General features: G+C 70.5%; 17 protein-coding genes. 8 read left to right on the top strand and 9 right to left on the bottom strand.

Annotation, left to right across the window (positions count from 1 at the left end; translation table 11 throughout):
* The first annotated feature begins 45 nt into the window (after positions 1-45).
* A complete protein-coding gene (locus FNV62_RS08735; protein ID WP_143612599.1) occupies positions 46-531 on the top strand; it encodes an HIT family protein in 486 nt (161 codons plus the stop codon).
* Here FNV62_RS08735 and FNV62_RS08730 read toward each other — a convergent pair.
* Positions 528-1,700 carry an acyl-CoA dehydrogenase family protein gene (locus FNV62_RS08730; protein ID WP_054232976.1) on the bottom strand — a complete coding sequence of 391 codons (1,173 nt, stop codon included), beginning with the start codon at positions 1,698-1,700 and terminating at the stop codon, positions 528-530. The genes FNV62_RS08735 and FNV62_RS08730 overlap by 4 nt on opposite strands.
* 75 nt (positions 1,701-1,775) lie before the next feature.
* Here FNV62_RS08730 and FNV62_RS08725 point away from each other — a divergent pair, with 75 nt between their 5' ends.
* Entirely contained in the window at positions 1,776-2,942 is a 1,167-nt protein-coding gene (locus FNV62_RS08725; RefSeq protein ID WP_097283349.1) for a CaiB/BaiF CoA transferase family protein, read from the top strand.
* Here FNV62_RS08725 and FNV62_RS08720 read toward each other — a convergent pair.
* From FNV62_RS08720 to tnpA, 4 genes are all read right to left on the bottom strand, one after another.
* Complete coding sequence (locus FNV62_RS08720; RefSeq protein WP_054232974.1) at positions 2,917-3,489, bottom strand: TetR/AcrR family transcriptional regulator; 573 nt, start codon at positions 3,487-3,489, stop codon at positions 2,917-2,919. The two genes, FNV62_RS08725 and FNV62_RS08720, sit on opposite strands and share 26 nt — an antisense overlap.
* A 43-nt stretch (positions 3,490-3,532) precedes the next feature.
* Entirely contained in the window at positions 3,533-4,309 is a 777-nt protein-coding gene (locus tag FNV62_RS08715) for an SDR family NAD(P)-dependent oxidoreductase (protein WP_205522454.1), read from the bottom strand.
* A 143-nt stretch (positions 4,310-4,452) separates the two neighbouring features.
* Positions 4,453-5,256, bottom strand: coding sequence for a FadR/GntR family transcriptional regulator (locus tag FNV62_RS08710; protein WP_097283348.1), 804 nt, complete (start codon positions 5,254-5,256; stop codon positions 4,453-4,455).
* 136 nt (positions 5,257-5,392) lie between these two features.
* Positions 5,393-5,818: an IS200/IS605 family transposase gene (gene tnpA, locus FNV62_RS08705; RefSeq protein WP_143607301.1), complete on the bottom strand. Its 426-nt coding sequence runs from the start codon at positions 5,816-5,818 to the stop codon at positions 5,393-5,395.
* A gap of 20 nt (positions 5,819-5,838) precedes the next feature.
* On the opposite strand from tnpA, the gene FNV62_RS08700 reads away from it, so the two are divergent.
* Positions 5,839-6,996: an RNA-guided endonuclease InsQ/TnpB family protein gene (locus tag FNV62_RS08700; RefSeq protein ID WP_225900205.1), complete on the top strand. Its 1,158-nt coding sequence runs from the start codon at positions 5,839-5,841 to the stop codon at positions 6,994-6,996.
* 73 nt (positions 6,997-7,069) lie between these two features.
* Here the strand turns inward: FNV62_RS08700 and FNV62_RS08695 are convergent, their stop codons facing one another.
* Entirely contained in the window at positions 7,070-8,650 is a 1,581-nt protein-coding gene (locus FNV62_RS08695; protein WP_143607300.1) for a class I adenylate-forming enzyme family protein, read from the bottom strand.
* A gap of 87 nt (positions 8,651-8,737) precedes the next feature.
* Between FNV62_RS08695 and FNV62_RS08690 the strand changes: the two genes are divergently transcribed.
* From FNV62_RS08690 to FNV62_RS08680, 3 genes are read left to right on the top strand one after another with little or no spacing between them, the layout of a single operon-like run.
* Entirely contained in the window at positions 8,738-9,916 is a 1,179-nt protein-coding gene (locus tag FNV62_RS08690) for a CaiB/BaiF CoA transferase family protein (protein ID WP_225900204.1), read from the top strand.
* Positions 9,917-9,936: 20 nt separating this feature from the next.
* A complete protein-coding gene (locus FNV62_RS08685) occupies positions 9,937-10,830 on the top strand; it encodes an HpcH/HpaI aldolase/citrate lyase family protein (RefSeq protein WP_143600552.1) in 894 nt (297 codons plus the stop codon).
* Positions 10,827-12,098, top strand: coding sequence for an acetyl-CoA hydrolase/transferase family protein (locus tag FNV62_RS08680; protein ID WP_205522452.1), 1,272 nt, complete (start codon positions 10,827-10,829; stop codon positions 12,096-12,098). Before FNV62_RS08685 ends, FNV62_RS08680 begins: the two co-directional genes overlap by 4 nt.
* A gap of 73 nt (positions 12,099-12,171) precedes the next feature.
* On the opposite strand, the gene FNV62_RS08675 is transcribed toward FNV62_RS08680, so the two are convergent.
* From FNV62_RS08675 to FNV62_RS08665, 3 genes are all read right to left on the bottom strand, one after another.
* Positions 12,172-13,902, bottom strand: a complete 1,731-nt coding sequence (locus tag FNV62_RS08675; protein ID WP_186003059.1) for a class I adenylate-forming enzyme family protein — start codon at positions 13,900-13,902, stop codon at positions 12,172-12,174.
* 29 nt (positions 13,903-13,931) lie between these two features.
* Entirely contained in the window at positions 13,932-15,128 is a 1,197-nt protein-coding gene (locus FNV62_RS08670; protein WP_143612598.1) for a MaoC family dehydratase N-terminal domain-containing protein, read from the bottom strand.
* A 94-nt stretch (positions 15,129-15,222) separates the two neighbouring features.
* Positions 15,223-16,206 carry an MDR family oxidoreductase gene (locus FNV62_RS08665; RefSeq protein WP_143612597.1) on the bottom strand — a complete coding sequence of 328 codons (984 nt, stop codon included), beginning with the start codon at positions 16,204-16,206 and terminating at the stop codon, positions 15,223-15,225.
* 192 nt (positions 16,207-16,398) lie between these two features.
* On the opposite strand from FNV62_RS08665, the gene FNV62_RS08660 reads away from it, so the two are divergent.
* A complete protein-coding gene (locus FNV62_RS08660; RefSeq protein WP_143612596.1) occupies positions 16,399-17,547 on the top strand; it encodes an acyl-CoA dehydrogenase family protein in 1,149 nt (382 codons plus the stop codon).
* Positions 17,544-18,506: an acyl-CoA dehydrogenase family protein gene (locus tag FNV62_RS08655; RefSeq protein WP_143612595.1), complete on the top strand. Its 963-nt coding sequence runs from the start codon at positions 17,544-17,546 to the stop codon at positions 18,504-18,506. Before FNV62_RS08660 ends, FNV62_RS08655 begins: the two co-directional genes overlap by 4 nt.
* Positions 18,507-18,519: the final 13 nt, after the last annotated feature.

Raw genomic sequence — 18,519 nt, 5'->3', positions numbered from 1 at the left:
GTGGATGAGGGAGTGCGCGGGATGGGCGTTCTACGATCCGGGGGCATGACGACTCCCCCCTGCTACGCATGCGGCAAGGAAGCGCGGTTCGACGAACTACCGCCACGCGAACGCATCGCGTTCGACCAGTACTGGCGGGTGGCTCACAGCTTCAACACCGCGGTGCCCGGCTGGCTGGTGCTGCTGCCGCGGCGGCACGTCACGGCCGTCCACGACCTCACCGACGCCGAGGCCGGGGCCCTGGGGGTGTGGCAGGTCGGGCTCTCCAGGGCGCTGCGCGGGGTGACGGGTTGCCTCAAGACCTACGTCGTCCAGTTCGCCGAGTCCGAGGGCTTCGCGCACGTGCACTTCCACATCGTGCCGCGCATGGCGGATCTGCCCGCCGCACACCGGGGGCCGGGCATCTTCGGGCTCCTGGACCGCCCGGGGTCGGAGGGGGTGACAGCGGAAGGCGCGGACCGCATGGCCCGCGCCCTACGAGCCCGGCTTCACGGGCTCCCGCACTCTTGGGGTCCGCCGGACGGGCCCTAGTTCTGGACCCGGAGGGTGCCCCGGTCGCTCTCCCGCAGCGCGCGACCGATGATCAGGCGCTGGATCTGGTTGGTGCCCTCGAAGATCTGCATGACCTTGGCCTCCCGCATATAGCGCTCGACCGGGAAGTCGCGGGTGTAGCCGGCGCCTCCGAGGACCTGGACGGCGTCCGTGGTGACCTTCATGGCGTTGTCCGTGGCGATCAGCTTGGCGATGGACGCCTCGCAGGCGAACGGGAGTCCCTGGTCCTTGAGCCGGGCGGCGGCGAGCGTGGTGGCCCGGGAGGCCTGGACCGCCGCGGCCATGTCCGCGAGGACGAACGCCAGGCCCTGGTGTTCGATGATCGGGCGGCCGAAGGTCTCCCGTTCGCGCGAGTAGCGCAGCGCGTGGTCCAGCGCACCCTGGGCCAGGCCCGTGGCCACGGCCGCGATGCCCAGTCGTCCGCAGTCCAGCCCGGCGAAGGCGATCTTGAGTCCCTGGCCCTCCTCGCCGATCCGGCGATCCGCCGGGACGCGCACGTCCTCCAGACGGATGGTCGCGGTGGCCGACCCGGTCAGACCCATCTTGTGCTCGGGCGGATCGGCTATCAGGCCGGGGGTGTCGGCCGGCACGAGGAAGCAGGAGATCGCGCCCGAGCCCGCGTCGGACGTACGCGCCATGATCGTGTAGAAGTCCGCGTGCCCGCCGTGGGTGGTCCACGCCTTGGCGCCGTTCAGGACGTAGTCGTCGCCGTCCCTGACGGCCCGGGTGCGCATCGCGGCGGGGTCGGAACCGGCGTGGGCCTCGGACAGGCAGTAGGCGCCGAGCAGCTCGCCGCTGAGCATGTCGGGCAGCCACTCCTTGCGCTGCTCCTCGGTGCCGAAGGCGGCGAGGGCGAAGCAGGACAACGCGTGCACCGAGACGCCGACCCCGACGCTGGCCCACACGGCGGCGATCTCCTCGAGGGCCTGGAGGTAGACCTCGTAGGGCTGGTCCCCGCCGCCGTACTCCTCGGCGTAGGGCAGGCTCAGCAGGCCCGCCCGGCCGAGCGTGCGGAAGACCTCGCGGGGGAACTTCTCCTCGGCCTCCGCCTCGACGACGCGGGGCGCGAGCTCCTTCTCGGCGAGTTCACGGGTCAGGCCGATCAGGTCGACTGCTTCCGGGGTGGGAAGCGTGCGGGTAGCTGGCATGGGATTTCCTCGGTCGCTCAGAAATCAATGATACGGCGAGCGATACAACAGTATCGTTTTTGGTACCGTGATGCCATGCAGTCCAGCGATGGATCCGCAGGTCCCCTCGTCGGTCTACGCGTCCTCGAACTCGCGGGACTCGGGCCGGCTCCGCACGCGGCCATGGTGCTGGCCGATCTCGGCGCCGACGTGGTGCGCGTCGAGCGGCCCTCCGGCCGGGCGCTGCGGCTCGGCCCGCAGGACGCGACCGACATCGTGCGGCGCGGCCGCCGCTCGGTGTTCGCCGATCTCAAGGAGTCCGAGGGACGTGCGCTGGTACGGGCGCTCGCCGCCCGGGCCGATGTGCTGATCGAGGGCCTCCGGCCGGGCGTCGCCGAGCGCCTCGGCGTCGGCCCCGAGGACTGCGGCAGGGACAATCCGGGGCTCGTCTACGCACGCGTCACCGGCTGGGGTCAGGACGGCCCGCTCGCCCAGGATCCCGGGCACGACCTGAACTACATCGGTCTCACCGGGCTGCTCCACGCGATGGGCCGTGCCGGTGATCCGCCGCCCCCGCCGCTCAATCTGGTCGGAGATTTCGGGGGCGGGTCCATGCTCCTGGTCATCGGCGTCCTGGCCGCGCTCTGGGAGCGCGCACGCTCCGGGGCCGGGCAGGTCGTGGACTCCGCCATGGTCGACGGGACCGCCCTGCTGGGGCAGATGACGTACGCGCTGCGCGGCATGGGCGAGTGGTCGGACGAGCGGAGCGCCAACCTCCTCGACGGGGCCGCCCCCTTCTACGACACCTACGAGTGCGGCGACGGCAAGTACGTGGCCGTCGCCGCACTCGAACCGCAGTTCTTCGCGGCGCTGCTGGAGGGGCTGGGCATCACCGGGGCCCACCCGTCCGCCCAGGGCGACCGTGGCGGCTGGCCCGCGCTGCGCGCCCGGTTCGCGCGGCGGTTCGCCTCCCGTACGCGCGACGAGTGGGCCGCGCACTTCGCCGGCACGGACGCGTGCGTCACCCCCGTGCTGACGTTCGCGGAGGCGGGAGCGCATCCGCACGTGGTGGCCCGGAGCACTCTCATCGAGGTCGACGGCATCCTCCAGGCCGCCCCCGCCCCGCGCTTCTCGCGCACGCCCAACCGGCGGCCCTCGGCGCCGGGCGCGCCGGGCGCGGACACCGAGTCGGTGCTGCGGGACTGGGGTGTCGGCTCCCCGGCCGTCACCCCCGCGGTCAGGGCGAGACCGCGTGCACGATGAGCGACGCCAACTCGGCGTACGCCTCCGCGTCGGTCAGCCCCGTGCGCGCGGACACCTCGCCGCGCTGGATCTCCTGCATGGTGGCGGCGACGACCTCGCCCACGAACGCGGCGTGGACGTCACGGAACGCGCCGGCGGCGACGCCGTCCGCGATCAGCTGTCTGATCCGGCCCGCGGCCAGGCGGGTGTTGGCCTCGTACACCTCGCGGGCCGGTTCGAATCCGGCCATGTCGTCGAGGAATCGCCGGGACAGCGGCCTCAACTGCTGCGCGACCGCGTTCAGGTAGACCACCACGCGCTCCGCGGGCGCCGAGGTGTCCGCCACCTGCTTCTCGATGGCCTCGGCCGCGCTCCGGAAGTAGTGCTTCACGGCCTCGCGGACCAACTCCTGCTTACTGCCCGCCAGTTGGTACAACGTCGTCTTCGAGCAGCGCAGCCGTTCGGTCAGCTCGTCGAGCGTGAACGAGGCGAAACCTTCCGCCGCCAGCAGGGCGACCAGCCTTTCGAGCAGGTCGGTCTGGCGCGCTGTGCGACGTGTGGACGGCATGACCTCAGCGTAGCCGTTTCCCTTTACTCGGCAGGAGGTGCTGTCAGCGGGCGGTCCAGCCCCCGTCGACGACGACCGTCTGCCCGGTGACATAGCTTCCGGCGTCGCCGACGAGCCACAGGACCGCGCCGACGATGTCGTCGGCGGTCCCCTCCTTGGGCAGCGGGGTGTTGCGGCGCAGGTACTCGGCGGCGCGCTCACCCTCGTAGAGCGGGCTGGTGATCTCGCTGCGGAAGAAGCCGGGGGCGACCGTGTTCACCCGGATCGAATGCCGCGCCCACTGCACCGCGAGTTCGGCGCTCAGGCCGGACAGGCCGGCCTTGCTCGCCGCGTACGAGGCCTGCGGGATACCGGGGATGCCGACCCGGCCGCTGATGGACGAGACGTTGACGATCGCACCGCGGCCCAGGGCGCGCATGTGGGGGAAGACGGCCTGCGCGAGCAGCAACGGGGCCAGCAGGTTGAGGTCCACGGTCCGGCGGACGGCGTCGAGCGGTTCGGACTCGGCGCGCTCGGTCGTGAACATGTTCCCGGCGGCGTTGACGAGGATCTCCGGCGGTCCCAGCTTCTCGACGACCGTGGGCACCACGGAGCCGATCCGGTCGAGGTCGGACAGGTCGCAGGGGACGGCGAGGCCGTCGATCCCCTGGGCGAGCTCGGCCAGCCGGTCGTGACGGCGGGCCACCACGGCGACCCGGGCGCCGAGCGAGGCGAGTGCGTGCGCCACCGCCGCTCCCAGCCCCGACGAGGCACCGGTCACGACCGCCACCCGTCCATCGAGGCCGAACATCCGTGCGGCGACATCGGGGTCGGGCGCCACGCGGGTCTCCCTTCGACGGCAGGGCGTGTCGAGGGCGGCTGCGGCGCTGATCGCGGACCGGCCCGGCAGGCATCCTAAGGCGGGCGCTCCATCCTTACAAGGATGATGACTTTACCGGGCCCCTGGCTCCATGGCCCCCGGCGTCAGCCACGGCGGAACCGCATACGGCTGCGGGCGGACGCGGCGTCGATGACCCGGTTCTTGAGCGTGCGGCACACCCAGCGCTGAGTCGCCGTGAGGTGCTCCTCCGCGATCCGCGCCGCCTCGTCGGCGTCGCCCTGCTCGATGCTCGTCACGAGACGTTCGTGCGCCCGCTGCGCGAGGGCACGGTCGGCGCGCGAGGGGTAGTCGCCCCGCGAGACCTGGAGGTCCGCCCAGGCCTCCTCCTGGACCGACCAGAGCGACGTGAGGCTCTTCACGACGACGCGCAGGGTCGCGTTGGGGTCGAACCCGACGACGACGTCGTGGAACTCGCGCGAGGCGCGGGTGAACGCCGCACCGTCGTCGATGCAGCTCTCGCTCGCGGCGAGCAACTCCCGCAGCCGGGGCACCACCACGCGCTCGCGGTCCGCCCGCTGCGCGCAGTGAGCCGCGCACAGCGGTTCGAGGGTGGCGAGGGCGGCGCCGAGGTCGGGAACCCCGACCTGCATCGCCTGGAGCGTCAGACCGAGGGCGTAGCCGGCGGTCCCGATGTCGGGAGCGTGCACCGTGGCGCCGCCGCGGTTGCCGCGGCGCACGGTGATGAAGCCCTCGGTCTCCAGGATCCGCAGCGCCTCGCGCACCGAGGGGTAGCTGACGCCGAACTCCTGGACCAGTTCGTCCTGTTTGGGGAGCGTGGAGCCGTCACCGATGCCGCCCGCGAGGATCCGGTCGCGCAGCGCGGCGGCCACCAGCTCCGCCATGCGCATCTGCCCGATCTTGGTGTGCTCGGACCCTGTACGTTCCATGATTGCAAGGCTAGCAGTGATACGCGGGGGGCTTTCAGCAGGATCTAGCGCGGAACCCCGGGCGTTCGCGCCCGGGAGGAAGCGCCTGTCTGGACTGCTGTGACCCGCAAGTTCCCACGGGTCCACACGGTTGACCTCAGCCGGGGCGCTTCTGGTTCTCGATGTACTCCTTGATGATCGACAGCGGGGCGCCCCCGCACGAGGCGGCAAAGTACGAGGGCGACCAGAAGTGGTCACCCCACAGGTACTTGCGGATGTGTCCGGGAAACTCCTGACGGAGCCTGCGGGCAAAGACCCCTTGAGGGAGCCGGCCAACCGGGACGGAGACCTTCGGCGGGTAGTGCACCAGCAGGTGCACGTGATCGGTCTCGCCGTTGAACTCGACCAGCTCTGTTTCGAAGTCCGTGCAGACGGCACGCATGACTTCCTCGCAGCGTCGAAGGATCTCGTCGGTGAATGGTCCGCGCCGGTATTTGGGTGTGCAGACCAAGTGGGCATGGAGGGAATAGACGACCGTACGGCCCCTGCGAATATCGGGGTTTGGCCCCCATCGTGGTTCCATAGATCGGTACGATCATCCGCGTGAAGATCGTCGTGCAAGTGAAGCTGATGCCGGAGGCCGAGCAGGCCGCCGCGCTGTCGGTGACGCTGCACACGGTCAACGAGGCCGCGAACTGGGTGTCGGCGGTGGCGTTCGAGCGCGGTGTCCCGCGTGAGTACGAGCTGCGCAAGCACACGTACGGCGAACTCCGGGCGCGGGGACTGGGGGCGCAGGCCGCCCAGCACGTCATCAAGAAGACCCGCGACGCCTACACGACGCTCAAGGCCAACATCAAGGCCGGGAACCTGGGGAAGCCGGGATCGAAGCGTCGCGTCAGGGCCGGGGCGAAGCCCGTCACCTTCCGGCGCGAGGCCGCGCAGCCATACGACGACCGGTGCTTGAGCTGGCAGTACGACGCGCAGACCGTGTCGGTCTGGACGACCGCCGGGCGTATCAGACACGTCCGCTTCGCCTGTTCCCCGGATGCGCTCAAGACGCTTCGGGAGCACCGGCAGGGCGAGTCTGACCTGATCGAGCGTGACGGCGTCTTCTACCTGATGGCGACCTGCGACGTTCCCGAGGCCGAGCAGTACGAGCCCGGCCACTTCAACGGCGTGGACCTTGGAATCGCCAACATCGCCACCACGTCCACCGGCTACCAGGCCGCCGGGCGCGGCCTGAACCGGCACCGTAAGCGGCAACTCGACCTGCGCCGCAAGTTGCAGGCCAAGGGCACCAAGTCCGCCAAGCGGCGGCTCAAGGCCCGCAACCGGCGCGAACAGCGCCACGCGAAGAACCAGAACCACATCATCGCCAAGACGATCGTGACCGAGGCTGAACGCACCTCGGCCGGGATCTCCCTGGAAGAACTCCATGGAATCCGGCAGAGGGTACGGCTCCGCAAGCCCCAACGGGTCGCACTCCACTCCTGGGCCTTCGCCCAGCTCGCAGACTTCATCGTCTACAAGGCCCGCAGGGCCGGCGTGCCCGTGGTCTTCGTCGATCCCGCCTACACCTCGCAGCAGTGCTGCGAGTGCGGCCACATCGACAAGAAGAACCGGGCAAGCCAGGCCCTCTTCACCTGCCGGAACTGCGGGGTCGTTGCCCATGCAGACCGGAACGCTTCCCACAACATCGCCCGCAGGGGCGAGGCTGTGTGGACTGCGGGGCGTGAGTCACGCGTCCCTGCCACCCCATAAGGGTGTCTGGACGGAGGAGCCCACCCAGCAGCCAGTTGGGCGCCACCTCCAAACCCGCTCCATTAGGGCCGGGTCAAGCTGACGCTGTTCCGGGGCGCCGTCGCGGGTCCACGAGCTCGGCCAGTCGGGTGCGTTGCACCTTGCCCATCGCGTTCAACGGCAGCGCGTCGACCTGGGACCAGATCTCCGGAACCTTGTACGGGGAGAGCTCGCGCCGGCAGTGCGCGGTGAGCGCCTCGACGTCGAGCGGGGGACCGGCGCTCCGGACCACCGCGGCCACCCGCTGTCCGAGTCGGTCGTCCGGCACCGCGCACACGGCGACCGCGGAGACGTCCGGGTGCGTCGCGATGACCCGTTCCACCTCCAGCGGGTAGACGTTCGCGCCGCCCCGGATGATGACGAGCTTCTTGCGGTCCAGCACCGTCAGCCACCCCTCGCCGTCGACGGTGCCGACATCACCGGTGGGGACCGGGCCGGGCTCCGGCGGCCGGACGCCGCCGCGCTCCCGGAACCCGAGCATCGGCCGCCACCTGTCGGCCCACGGTCCGGCGGTGGCTCCGCTCAGCCGCAACTCGCCGAGCTCCCCGGCCGGCAGGCGGCGCCCCTCGTCGTCGTACGCCGCGACGTCGTAGTGCGGCAGTACCCGCCCGCTCGTGCCGGGGCGCCACTCGTCGCCCGGTGGGTCGATGGACACGACGGTCGGGGCCTCGGTCAGGCCGTAGGTGACCCGGGGGACCAGCCCGTGCGCCTCGGTGAACGCGCGGCGCAACGCGTCCGGTGTGTCGCCGCCCCCGCTCCACACCTCCTGGAGCGGGCCGAGGTCGAGGTGCGGGCGCGCGGCGAGGTCGTAGAGCTGGGCGGGGGCGCCGTTCCACACCGTGACGCGCCGCGCGGAGATCCAGTCGGCGACCCCGTCGACGTCCCGCCGGTCCATGACCACGGAGCATCCCCCGGCCTGTGCGGTGAGCAGGGTCGACAGCACCATGAGGTTGAGGATCGTCAGTGGGAAGCTGTCGCCCTTGCGCAGCTCGGGGCCCCAGCCGCGGGTGGCGACCAGGGCCGCGCCGGGCAGGAGCAGGTTGCGCTGGCTGTGCACGACCGCCTTGGGGTGTCCCGACGTACCGCTGGTGAACGCGATCCCCGCCGGGGCGTCGAGAGCCGGCTCGACCCGGGGAGCCGGTTCGGCGCTCGCCACGAGCCGGGACCACCGATCGGGGTCGACACAGTCGGGCGAGCTCAGTCGGCAGCGCGGTCCGGCCAGGACGACCGTCGGCTCGCAGAGTTCGTACAACTCCCGCTGCTCGCCTGCCGCGAGCGCTTCGCCGACTCCCGCCCAGACGGCTCCGATCCGCTGCGTGCCGTGGAAGGCCGCGACGATGTCGAGGTCGTTGGGGAGACAGGCGGCGACGCGGTCGCCGGGGCGTACGCCGAGCGACCACAGCGCGCCGGCCGCCCGTCGGGCCCGGTCGTCGAGTTCGGCGTACGACCAGGCGCCGGAGGCCGCTTCGATCGCCGTCGCGTGGGGGCGAGCGGCGAGCGAGGCGTCCAGTACCTCGGCGATGCTCCTCGGGACGGCCCTTCCCCGACCGGCCGTCAGGCCCTGGGAACCGTCGTGTGCGTACTGCGATGTGCCACCGGCATCGGTACGACTCATGCCATCTTATTATCACTATCCTTGTAAGGATTCATCCTATAGGCTCGGGCCGGAGGCCGGGTCCGCTGACGGAGGAGTGGTCGACACGTGAAGGCAGGCGCGCCGCGGCCCAGTCCGACGACACACACCGGCCCGCTGTCGGGAGTGCGTGTGGTCGATCTGACGGCGATGGTCATGGGCCCCTACTGCACCCAGATCATGGCCGACATGGGGGCGGACGTGATCAAGGTCGAGCCCCCCGACGGCGACAACACCCGCTACATATCGGTCGGTCCGGAACCAGGCATGGCGGGCGTCTTCGTCAATGTGAACCGCGGGAAGCGCAGCGTGGTGCTCGATCTGCGCTCCGCCGACGGCAAGGACGCGTTGCGCGAACTCATCGGGAATGCCGATGTGTTCATCCATTCGATGCGCGCGAAGGCGATCGCCGGACTCGGATTCGGCTACGAAGAAGTGGCCGCCGTCAATCCGGCGGTGATCTACACCAACTGTTACGGCTACGGCCGCCGTGGCCCCGACGCGGATCTCACCGCCTATGACGACACCATTCAGGCGGAGTGCGGTCTGCCGTTCGCGCAGCAGCAGTTGACCGGTCAGGTCGGCTATGTCGGCACCATCATGGCGGACAAGGTGGCCGGAATGACCGCCCTGTACGCCACCATGATGGCGCTGTTCCACCGCGAGCGGACCGGTGAGGGCCAGGAGGTGGAAGTCGGCATGTTCGAAACCATGGCCGCGTTCATGCTGGTCGAGCACGCCAACGGCGCGATGTTCAGCCCTCCATTGGGCTCCGCGGCCTACCCCCGCGCGGTGGCGCCCAACCGAAAGCCCTACCGGACCAAGGACGGCCACCTCTCCGCGCTGGTCTACAACGACAAGCAGTGGTCGGCCTTCGTGAAGGCCGTGCGGCCGACGTGGGCGGGGGAGCAGTTCGCCACCCTCGAGCAACGCGCCCGCCAGATCGACACCGTCTACGCCCTGCTGGGGGAGACCTTCCTGGAGCGTACGACGCAGGACTGGCTGGACCTGCTCAAGTCCCTCGACATTCCCGCCGCGCCGGTCCGCGCCCTCGACGAACTGTTCGACCACCCGCATCTGAACGAAGTGGGGTTCTTCGAGACGGTGGACAGTCCGAACGGCCCCGTCCGTTTTCCCGGCATGCCGGCCTGGTTCTCGCGGACTCCCGGTCGTGTCGCCGGCCCTGCCCCTCGGCTCGGCGCCCACACCGAGGAGATCATGGCCGATCTCGGCAGGGCGGACACCTGAGTGAGGGAGTCGGAGAAGCAGTGACCAGTACCGTAGAACCCTTCAGCGCACGCTCCTGGCTGTTCGCCCCCGGCGACAGCGAACGCAAGATGGAAAAGGCGGCCGCCGGTCCGGCGGACATCGTGCTCCTCGACCTGGAGGACGCGGTGGCCGAGGAGGGAAAGCCCAAGTCCCGCACGATGATCTCGTCCTTCCTTGCCGACCGGTCGCCCGAGGAGAGAGACCGGCTGTGGGTGCGGATCAATCCCCTGGACGGCGCCCACGCGTTGGCGGACCTGGCGGCGGTGATCCCCGCGGGGCCCGGCGGCATCATGCTTCCCAAGGCGCGCGGGCGTGCGGATGTGGAGCTTCTGGACCACTATCTGTCCGCGTTGGAGGTCTCAGCCGGGAGGGAGCGGGGCTCGACGAAGGTGATCGTACTGGTGACCGAGACGGCCGAGGGCATGTTCACCACCGGCACCTACCAGGGCGCGCCGAGGATGGTCGCCATGACCTGGGGGGCGGAGGACCTCGCCGATTCCGTGGGCGCCAGTGAGAACCGCAACCCCGACGGAAGCTACGGATTCACCTACGAGTTGGCGAGAAGCCTGTGTCTCCTGGGAGCGGCCGCCGCCGGTGTGGCCCCCGTCGAGACCATCCAGGGCGACTTCCGTGACGTGGAGGGACTGCGCAGGCGGGCCGAGAGGGTGCGCCGTGACGGCTACCGGGGCATGCTGGCGATTCACCCCGCCCAGGTCGATGTGATCAACGCGGCCTTCACCCCCACGGAACAGGAACTGGCCGCGGCCCAGGAGATCGTCGATCTCTTCGCCGCCCGTCCCGGTGTCGGCGCCATCGGCCACCGGGGCGTCATGCTCGACCGGCCCCACCTCGCCCGCGCACAGGCGCTGCTGGCTTCGGGGGGACGGGCGTGAAGGTCCTTTCCGACGTCGGTGACCTGGACCTGAGTCAGTTCCTGTGCCCCGGAGACCGCATCGTCATGGGCCAGGCCTGCGGTGAACCGACCACGCTGGTCGAGGCGTTGATCGAACAGAGCCCCGGCATCGGAGGTCTCTCGGCCTTCATAGCGACCAGCTTCTCCGGACGGTTCACCCCGGCGGCGGTGAGCGGGTTCTCCCTGGCCAGCATGGGGGCGATCGGTGCGTTGCGCTCCCTGACCAAGGAACACAGGCTCAGCGTGATCCCCTGTCATGTCAGCCAGATCGCCCCGATGATCGAGGCCGGGACCATCGGCTGCGACGTCGCTTTCGTGCAGGTCAGTCCCGCCGACGCGAACGGAGACCACAGCTTCGGCCTCATCAGCGACCATGTGCGGGCCGCGGTCACGAAGGCGCGCGTCGTCGTGGCGGAGGTGAACGAGCAGGTGCCGTTCACCCACGGGGAACTGCTGCCCGCGGCGGAGATCGATGTCGCCGTACAGGTCTCCCGCCTGCCGGTGGAGGTACCACCGGGGAGAATCGGCGCGACGGAGGAGGCCATGGCGCGACACGCCGCCGCCTACGTCGAGGACGGCTCGGTCATCCAGACCGGGGTCGGCGCCGTCCCGGACGCCCTCCTTCGACTGCTGCACGACCGCAAGGACCTCGGAGTGCACTCCGGCATGCTGGGCGACGGCCTGGTCGAGCTGGTGGAGGCGGGCGTCGTCACCAACGCGCGCAAACGCATCGACCGCGGGGTCTCGGTCAACGGCGCCCTGATCGGCACGAAGCGCCTCTACGAATTCGCCCACCGCAATCCGCGGATCCGCATGTGCGCCACCTCGTACACCCACGATGCCGCCGTGCTCGCCCGGTTGGACCGACTGGTCACCATCAACTCGGCCCTGGAGGTCGATCTGACCGGCCAGGTGAACGCCGAACAGAGCGGCCCGGCCTACCTCGGCGGCACGGGCGGGCAGGTGGACTTCGTGCGCGCCGGCGCCCGCTCGCCCGGGGGGCACGCCATCATCGCGCTGCCCGCCACCGCCAAGGGCGGCACCGTCAGCAGGATCACCGCCGACCTGTCGGGACCGGTCACCACGGCTCGTAGCGACGTGGATGTGATCGTCACCGAATTCGGCGCGGCCGAGCTCAGGGGGCAGACCCTGGCCGAGCGCACCCGGCGTCTGATCGCCGTCGCGCACCCCGATTTCCAGGAAGAGCTGGCGCGGGCGGCCCACACCATCCAGCGGCGAGGCTTCTGAGCACGAGAGCCGTGCCGTGGAGCGGGCCGTGCGGTGTGGAGGGCCGTGCGGTTGAGACGGACGTGCCGTACGTCTACCCGCGCGGCCGCGTGGCAGGCTGTCCGCGCAGCCGACTGGCGGCCAGTTCGCGGAGCTCGCCTGACTTGATCTTCGCGCTGCCGGTGAACGTGATCTCCTCGTCGCGGAAGAAGAGCACATGGCGCGGCACTTTGTAGCTCGCCAGGCGTTCTCGCAGGAACGCGAGGATCTCCCCGGGTTCGAGGCCCGAGCCCTCGTGGGGGACGACGCAGGCGGTGACGATCTCGCCGAGTGTCTCGTGCGCGACGCCCACGGTGCGGGCCACCTTGACGCCGGGACAGGCGCAGAGCGCCTCGTCCACCTCGAGCGGTGAGACGTTGGCGCCGCCCGTCTTGATGATGTCGGTGAGCCTGCCCTCCCAGAAGAGCCGGCCGCTCTCGTCGAGGTGTCCGCCGTCGCCGGTGGGGAAGAAGCCTTTGGCGTCGAGTGTCTCGTCCAGCGGTGTGCCGAGGTAACTCAGCATCAGGGTAGGGCTCTTGACGCATATCTCGCCGTGCTCGCCACGCTCGACGACGGCGCCCGTGAGGGGATCGACGATCTTGACCGACACGCCCGGTAGCGGCTCGCCACTGCTGCCCGCGGTCACTTCCGGCGGTGTGTCGGCCGGGAAGCACGTCGTGATCGTGAAGGTCTCCGTGTTGCCGTAGGCGCTTGCGGGTTCGTGCCACCGGCCCGACACCGTGGGGTGCCGCGCGACCGGGGTCCTGAAATCCGCGAACCGTACGCTGCTCAGATCCACCTGGCTCCAGTTGGGCGCGCTTTCGAGCTGGGCCCACTGGTGCGGCACGGCGAGGGGGAAGTTCACCCGCTCCGCCTGCATCAGGTCGAGCGCCTCGGCGGCGGCGAAGGTCGACTGCAGCACCAGGGACCCGCCACTGGCGAAGGTCGTGCCGAGGCCCATGGCGAAGTTCCCCGACCAGAAGAAGCCGTTGGCCGTCCAGCAGCGGATGTCGTCCTGCGGGCCGAATCCGTACATGCGCCGGAAACGCCACAGCTGGATGGCGACGGCGCGATGCGCGCTCAGGATCCCCTTCGGCCTGCTCGTCGAGCCCGAGGAGAAGAAGAGCACGGCCGAGTCGCCCGCGCGCACCGCCGCGGCCGTCGCCTCGACCAGTTCGCGCGACTCCTCGCGCCCGCGCGCCAGGAATTCCTCCCAGGTGTCGACGGTGCTGTCCGGCAGGGCGTCCCCGACCATGGCGAGCCGGCGCAGGAACGGGAACTTCGCCGACCGCAGTGTGCCGGGCGACGCCTTGCCGATCTCCGGCTCCAGCTTGGTGAGGTCGGCGGCAAGGTCTTTCTTCGAAACCCGCCGCTCGAACAACAACACGGAAACACAGGACACTTGGAGCAGGTGCTCCAGCTCGGGCGGTGTCGAGAACGTGCTGAGCGTGACGGCCACCCCGCCCGCCAGCGAGGTGCCGAAGACCGCCGCGATCCATTCGGCGCGGTTGGTCATCAGGACGCCCACACGGCTGTCCTTGCCCACGCCGCACGCCCGCAGGGCGCGCGCCACCTCGACGGCGCGCTCCCAGAGTTCGGTGTACGTCCAGCGGGTGGTGCCCTCCGCCGTACGCATCACCAGCGCCTCGCGCTCGCCGTACAGCGCCGTCACCTCGCGCAGGAAGCCGGGCAACGTGAGCTGCCCGAGCCCCGGTTCGGCGCTCAACGGCGGCCCCGACACGATCGAAGGGGTCCGCACGGATTCGGCGTTCGTCTCAGTGCCCATCGCTCACCGCCCCACAGCTCCTCGTCGCGTCAGTACGGCAGCTCGACCTCGGCCGTGCAGTCCACCAGCAGGCCGCCGTTCTGGTCGCTGAGCCGCAGCTTCACCTGGACGAGCGGCACGCCCCACGTCGACTCCGTCTCCTTGCCGACGACCTCGGCGTCGAAATAGGTCACGTCACCCTCGAAGGCGGGGCCGCGGAAGTTCGCCTTGGAATGGCGCACCTCGCCGTCGTGGCCGGCCCAGTAGGAGAGGTAGTCGGTGCACCAGGCGCCCAGCGTGGCGCCGTAGCCGTAGGCGCGCCCCATGCCGATCTCGCTCGCCTTGTCACTGTCGATGTGCCCGCGCGAAGGGCCGACATAGAGGCCGTCGCGCTTGCGCGGGTCGATCTTGGCGCCTTCCTCGTCGAAGCCGAAGCCCTCCACCCACCCCGGATCCTGGTTGATCCAGGGGTCCTTGACGCCGGGCGGAGCCACCCAGTGGGACGTGCCCCAGATGTTGAAGAGGAAGGCGCGGTACTCGGTGGTGAAGCTGGCGATGCTGTGCGGACCGATCACACGCCGGGGCAGCTTGTCGCCGACGCGCACCTCCTCGAAGTGCGGTGACACGCCCAGCCGGTTCGACAGGAGCCACTCGTGGCGCAACTTCTCGATCTCGTTCAGCTCGCTGTCGCTCCAGCGCTTCACGACCAGACTCCGGTCCTGGTACATGCCGCGCTTCTCCGCTTCGAGGGCGAGGTAGCGGATCGCGGTGGAGCGCTCGCGCGCCACGAGCGTGCCGTGCTGGTTGGTGTGGGTGGTGTCGCCGCGCGAGAACATCGTCGGTCCGGCGAACTTCGTCTCGACCACCTTGTAGTCGTGGAAGCGCCGCTCCTGGAAGAGCGTGTCCCCGGCCCGTACGGGGCAGCCGTAGAACCACCATTCCTCGCCGCCGAAGATCAGGTGGCTGCCGGGGATGTACCCCACGCAGGCGGGCTGGGCGCCGTGTCCGTAGTCCAGGCCGACCGCGATGGACTGCGGTGCGACGAGGCCGCCGAACTTGGAGTCGCGGGCGAACTCCTCGTCCCAGTGGAGCGGATTGGGGTAGTCCATCGCCATCACCCAGCGGCGGATGTCCGAGGTGCTGAGCGGGTCCCACAACTGCCCGCCGCCGACCGGTTTGCCCACGCGGTGGTCGACGTCGGAGAGGTCGAGTTCGGTGATCTCTGCTTCGGTGGACTTCTTGCTCACGCCTGCTCCCGATGCTCCCGGCTGAAGGGCTGAAGGGCTGAAGGGCTGAAGGGCTGAAGGGCTGAACGGCTGAAGGGCTCAAAGGCTGAAAGGTCTATCGATTGACGTCGACGACGACGCGGCCGCGCACCTCGCCCTCCATGAGCCGGCCCGCCGCGGCGATCGCCCCGCTCAGGCCGACCTCCTGGGCGATCGCCTCCAGCGCGTCCACGTCCAGGTCGCGCGCGAGCCGGTCCCAGGCGGTCGTCCGTACGGTGCGCGGTGCCCGTACGCTGTCGATCCCGAGCAGGGACACCCCGCGCAGGATGAACGGGGCGACCGACGCCGGGAAGTCCATGCCCTGGGCCAGGCCGCAGGCGGCGACCGTGCCGCCGTAGCGCGTCTGGGCACAGGCGTTGGCCAGGGTGTGGCTGCCGACGGAGTCGATGACACCCGCCCAGCGCTCCTTCTGCAGCGGCCGGCCGGGCTCGGAGAATTCGGCGCGGTCCAACACGGTCACGGCGCCGAGCTGTTGGAGGTACTCGGCCTGCGACGCGTTGCCGGTCGCGGCGGCCACCGTGAAGCCGGCCTTCGTCAGGAGCGCGATCGCGACGCCGCCGACGCCGCCCGTCGCCCCCGTCACCAGGATCTCGCCCTGCTCCGGGCGGACCCCGTGCTCCAGCAGGGCGCCCACGCACAGGCTCGCCGTGTAGCCCGCCGTGCCGATGGCCATCGCCTGCCGGGTGGTGAAGGCGGGAGGCAGGGGCACGAGCCAGTCGCCGTCGAGGCGGGCGCGCTGGGCGAGGCCGCCCCAGTGGTTCTCGCCGACGCCCCAGCCGTTGAGTACGACGCGGTCGCCCTTGTGCCAGTCCGCGTGCGCGCTGTCGGTGACGACGCCCGCGAGATCGATGCCGGGGACCATCGGAAAGCTGCGGACCACGGGTGAGGCGCCCGTGATGGCGAGACCGTCCTTGTAGTTCAGCGTCGAGTACTCCACCTCGATGCCGACGTCGCCGTCGGGCAGATCCGCCTCGTCCAGCCGCGTGAGCGAGACCGTCTGACCCGTCTCGCCCTTCTCGATCAGGAGTGCCGAAAACATCGCAGAACGTGTCCTTACGCAGGTCGGCTCAGGCCCTCATGCATACCGCAATCTCGCGTATGAGAATGTCATTCTCAATATATGACGATGATGCTTGCACGGTGACGTGTCGGCGTCAACCTGCGGGGAGGGCGTGGGTCTGTTTGTTCGCAAGGCTAGCAATCCTTGTAAGGATTGAAATACGGTGGCGGCATGGACTTCAGGATGGGAGAGCGCGCCACCACGCTGCGGGCACAGCTGCGCGGCATGGTGCGCGAGCACGTCCCGGCCGACTTCCTGGGCGCGTTCACCGAGGACCCGGCCGATCTGGAGGTCGCCCAGCGCTTCTGCTGGCTGCTGGCCGACCGGGGACTGCTGTGTCTGGCCTGGCCCGAGGAGTTCGGCGGCCGGGGCGCCTCGGTGTGGGAGCAGACGGTCGTCCGCGAGGAGATGTGGGCGCACCACGAGCCCCGGGGAGCGCAGTACATGGGCGTCAACTGGGTGGGACCCGCGATCATGCGGCACGGCACCCCCGCACAGCAGCGCCGGCACCTGCCCCCGATCGCACGCGGTGAGGTGATCTGGTGCCAGGGCTTCAGCGAGCCGGACGCCGGATCCGACCTCGCGTCCCTGCGCACGACGGCCCGCCCGGACGGAGACGGCTGGCAGGTCTCCGGCCAGAAGATCTGGACCTCCTACGCCACCATGGCCCAGTGGTGCTTCCTGCTCACCCGCACCTCGCGGGGGGCCAAGAAGCAGCACGGGCTGACCATCTTCCTCGTGCCGATGGAACGGGCGGGCATCGAGGTCCGTCCCATCCGCTCCATGATCGGCCCGCACCACCTCAACGAGGTCTTCCTGGACGAGGTCCGGGTCGGCCCGGCCGATGTCCTGGGCACCGTGGACGACGGCTGGAAGGTCGTACGGGAGGTGCTCGCGTTCGAGCGGGTGGGCATCGCCCGCTACGCGCGCTGCGAGCGCCTCCTGCAGTCCGCACCGTCCGCCCTCGGGAACCAATGGGACACCCTGCCGGGGGAGTTGCGGGGCCGATGGGCGGGGATGCTGGTGCACTGCCGACGGGCCCGGCTGCTGGCCTACCGCGTGCTGTCGCTCCAACTCGAAGGACGCGTCAGTCCGGCCGACACCGCCGCCTATCGGATCGCGGTCACCCAACTCGACCAGGACAGCGCCGAGGTGCTCATGGAGATCGTCGGGCACGGTCGGCTCACCGATGCGGACGGGCGCCGCTTCCGGCGCGCGGTCCAGGACCACTGGCGGTACGCGCAGGCGTCCACCGTCGCGTCGGGAAGCATCGAGATGCAGCGCATCCTGCTGGCCCGGGCCCTGCTGGCGGGCGCGTGAACATCGACCTGAGCAGGGAGGCGACGGAGTACGGCCGTCAGGTGCTGCGGGCCCTGGAGACGGCCGGCGGCGACCGGCTCGTACAGCAGGCCGAGGAGGAACCGGACCGTCGCGAGAAACTCGTGGCGCCCGTCCTGGCCGAGCTCGGTGCGTGGGAGCTGGACGTACGGGGCAGCGCCGACGAGTTGGAGGCGGCGGCCGCGGTCTGCCGGGCCGCCGGATACCGGGCCCTGGCCTACCCGGTGGCCGAGCGCCTCTCCCGGCCCGCCGACCTCGACGCGGACGGACTGCTCGTCGTCGGCGACAACGCCCCCGCCGGTGCGGTGGCCGACCTCGACCTGCGCTGGGTGGCCGTGACTCTGGACGGCGAGCGCAGCCACGCCCTCGCCCTGCCGCCGAGTGCGCCGCCCCGCCACTCGGCCTTCGTCGCCGACCTCGACCTGACACGGATCGACGGCGGCGGGGCGGCGGACGCCGTGCTCGGACTGGTCCTGCCCTGCTGGACGCTGCTCGGGATGCTCGACCGGGCGATCGACCTCACCCGCGCACACGTGGTCGTCCGCACCCAGTTCGGCCGGCCGCTGTCGGCCTTCCAAGCGGTCCAGTTCCAGCTCACCGACGCCGAAGTCGAGCGCGGCGGCGTCGAGATGCTGGCCAAGTACGCGCTGTGGAGCCTGCGGGAAAGCCCCGCGGACGCGCTCGCCGACGCGCTCGCACTCCGACTGGCGGCGCTGGAGGCGGCCCAGACCGTGTTCCGCGTCGCCCATCAGCTGCAGGGCGCCACCGGGTTCTGCGACGAGGCGTTCCTGTCCTGGCTGTCGCGCTACAGCCAGCCGGTACGCCGACTGCCGCTCGGCCTGTCCGCCACCCGCGACCAGCTGGCCGGGCTGGTGGACCGGCGGGGCCTGACCGGGCTGTTCACCGACGCCGCTGACCCACACGGACGGCCGACATGGTGACGTACGACCAGCG

This window comes from Streptomyces sp. RLB3-17 (genome assembly GCF_007113425.2).
Taxonomy (GTDB): Bacteria; Actinomycetota; Actinomycetes; order Streptomycetales; family Streptomycetaceae; genus Streptomyces; species Streptomyces mirabilis_D.
The sequence above is the reverse complement of the archived record's forward strand: the minus strand, read 5'-3'. Positions and strand labels throughout refer to the sequence as shown.

Excerpts from the sequence above, each read along its gene's own strand:
- FNV62_RS08735 (WP_143612599.1), top strand. The coding sequence starts at position 46 with ATGACGACTCCCCCCTGCTACGCATGCGGCAAGGAAGCGCGGTTCGAC.
- FNV62_RS08730 (WP_054232976.1), bottom strand. The coding sequence starts at position 1,700 with ATGCCAGCTACCCGCACGCTTCCCACCCCGGAAGCAGTCGACCTGATC.
- FNV62_RS08725 (WP_097283349.1), top strand. The coding sequence starts at position 1,776 with ATGCAGTCCAGCGATGGATCCGCAGGTCCCCTCGTCGGTCTACGCGTC.
- FNV62_RS08720 (WP_054232974.1), bottom strand. The coding sequence starts at position 3,489 with ATGCCGTCCACACGTCGCACAGCGCGCCAGACCGACCTGCTCGAAAGG.
- FNV62_RS08710 (WP_097283348.1), bottom strand. The coding sequence starts at position 5,256 with ATGGAACGTACAGGGTCCGAGCACACCAAGATCGGGCAGATGCGCATG.
- tnpA (WP_143607301.1), bottom strand. The coding sequence starts at position 5,818 with ATGGAACCACGATGGGGGCCAAACCCCGATATTCGCAGGGGCCGTACG.
- FNV62_RS08695 (WP_143607300.1), bottom strand. The coding sequence starts at position 8,650 with ATGAGTCGTACCGATGCCGGTGGCACATCGCAGTACGCACACGACGGT.
- FNV62_RS08675 (WP_186003059.1), bottom strand. The coding sequence starts at position 13,902 with ATGGGCACTGAGACGAACGCCGAATCCGTGCGGACCCCTTCGATCGTG.
- FNV62_RS08665 (WP_143612597.1), bottom strand. The coding sequence starts at position 16,206 with ATGTTTTCGGCACTCCTGATCGAGAAGGGCGAGACGGGTCAGACGGTC.
- FNV62_RS08660 (WP_143612596.1), top strand. The coding sequence starts at position 16,399 with ATGGACTTCAGGATGGGAGAGCGCGCCACCACGCTGCGGGCACAGCTG.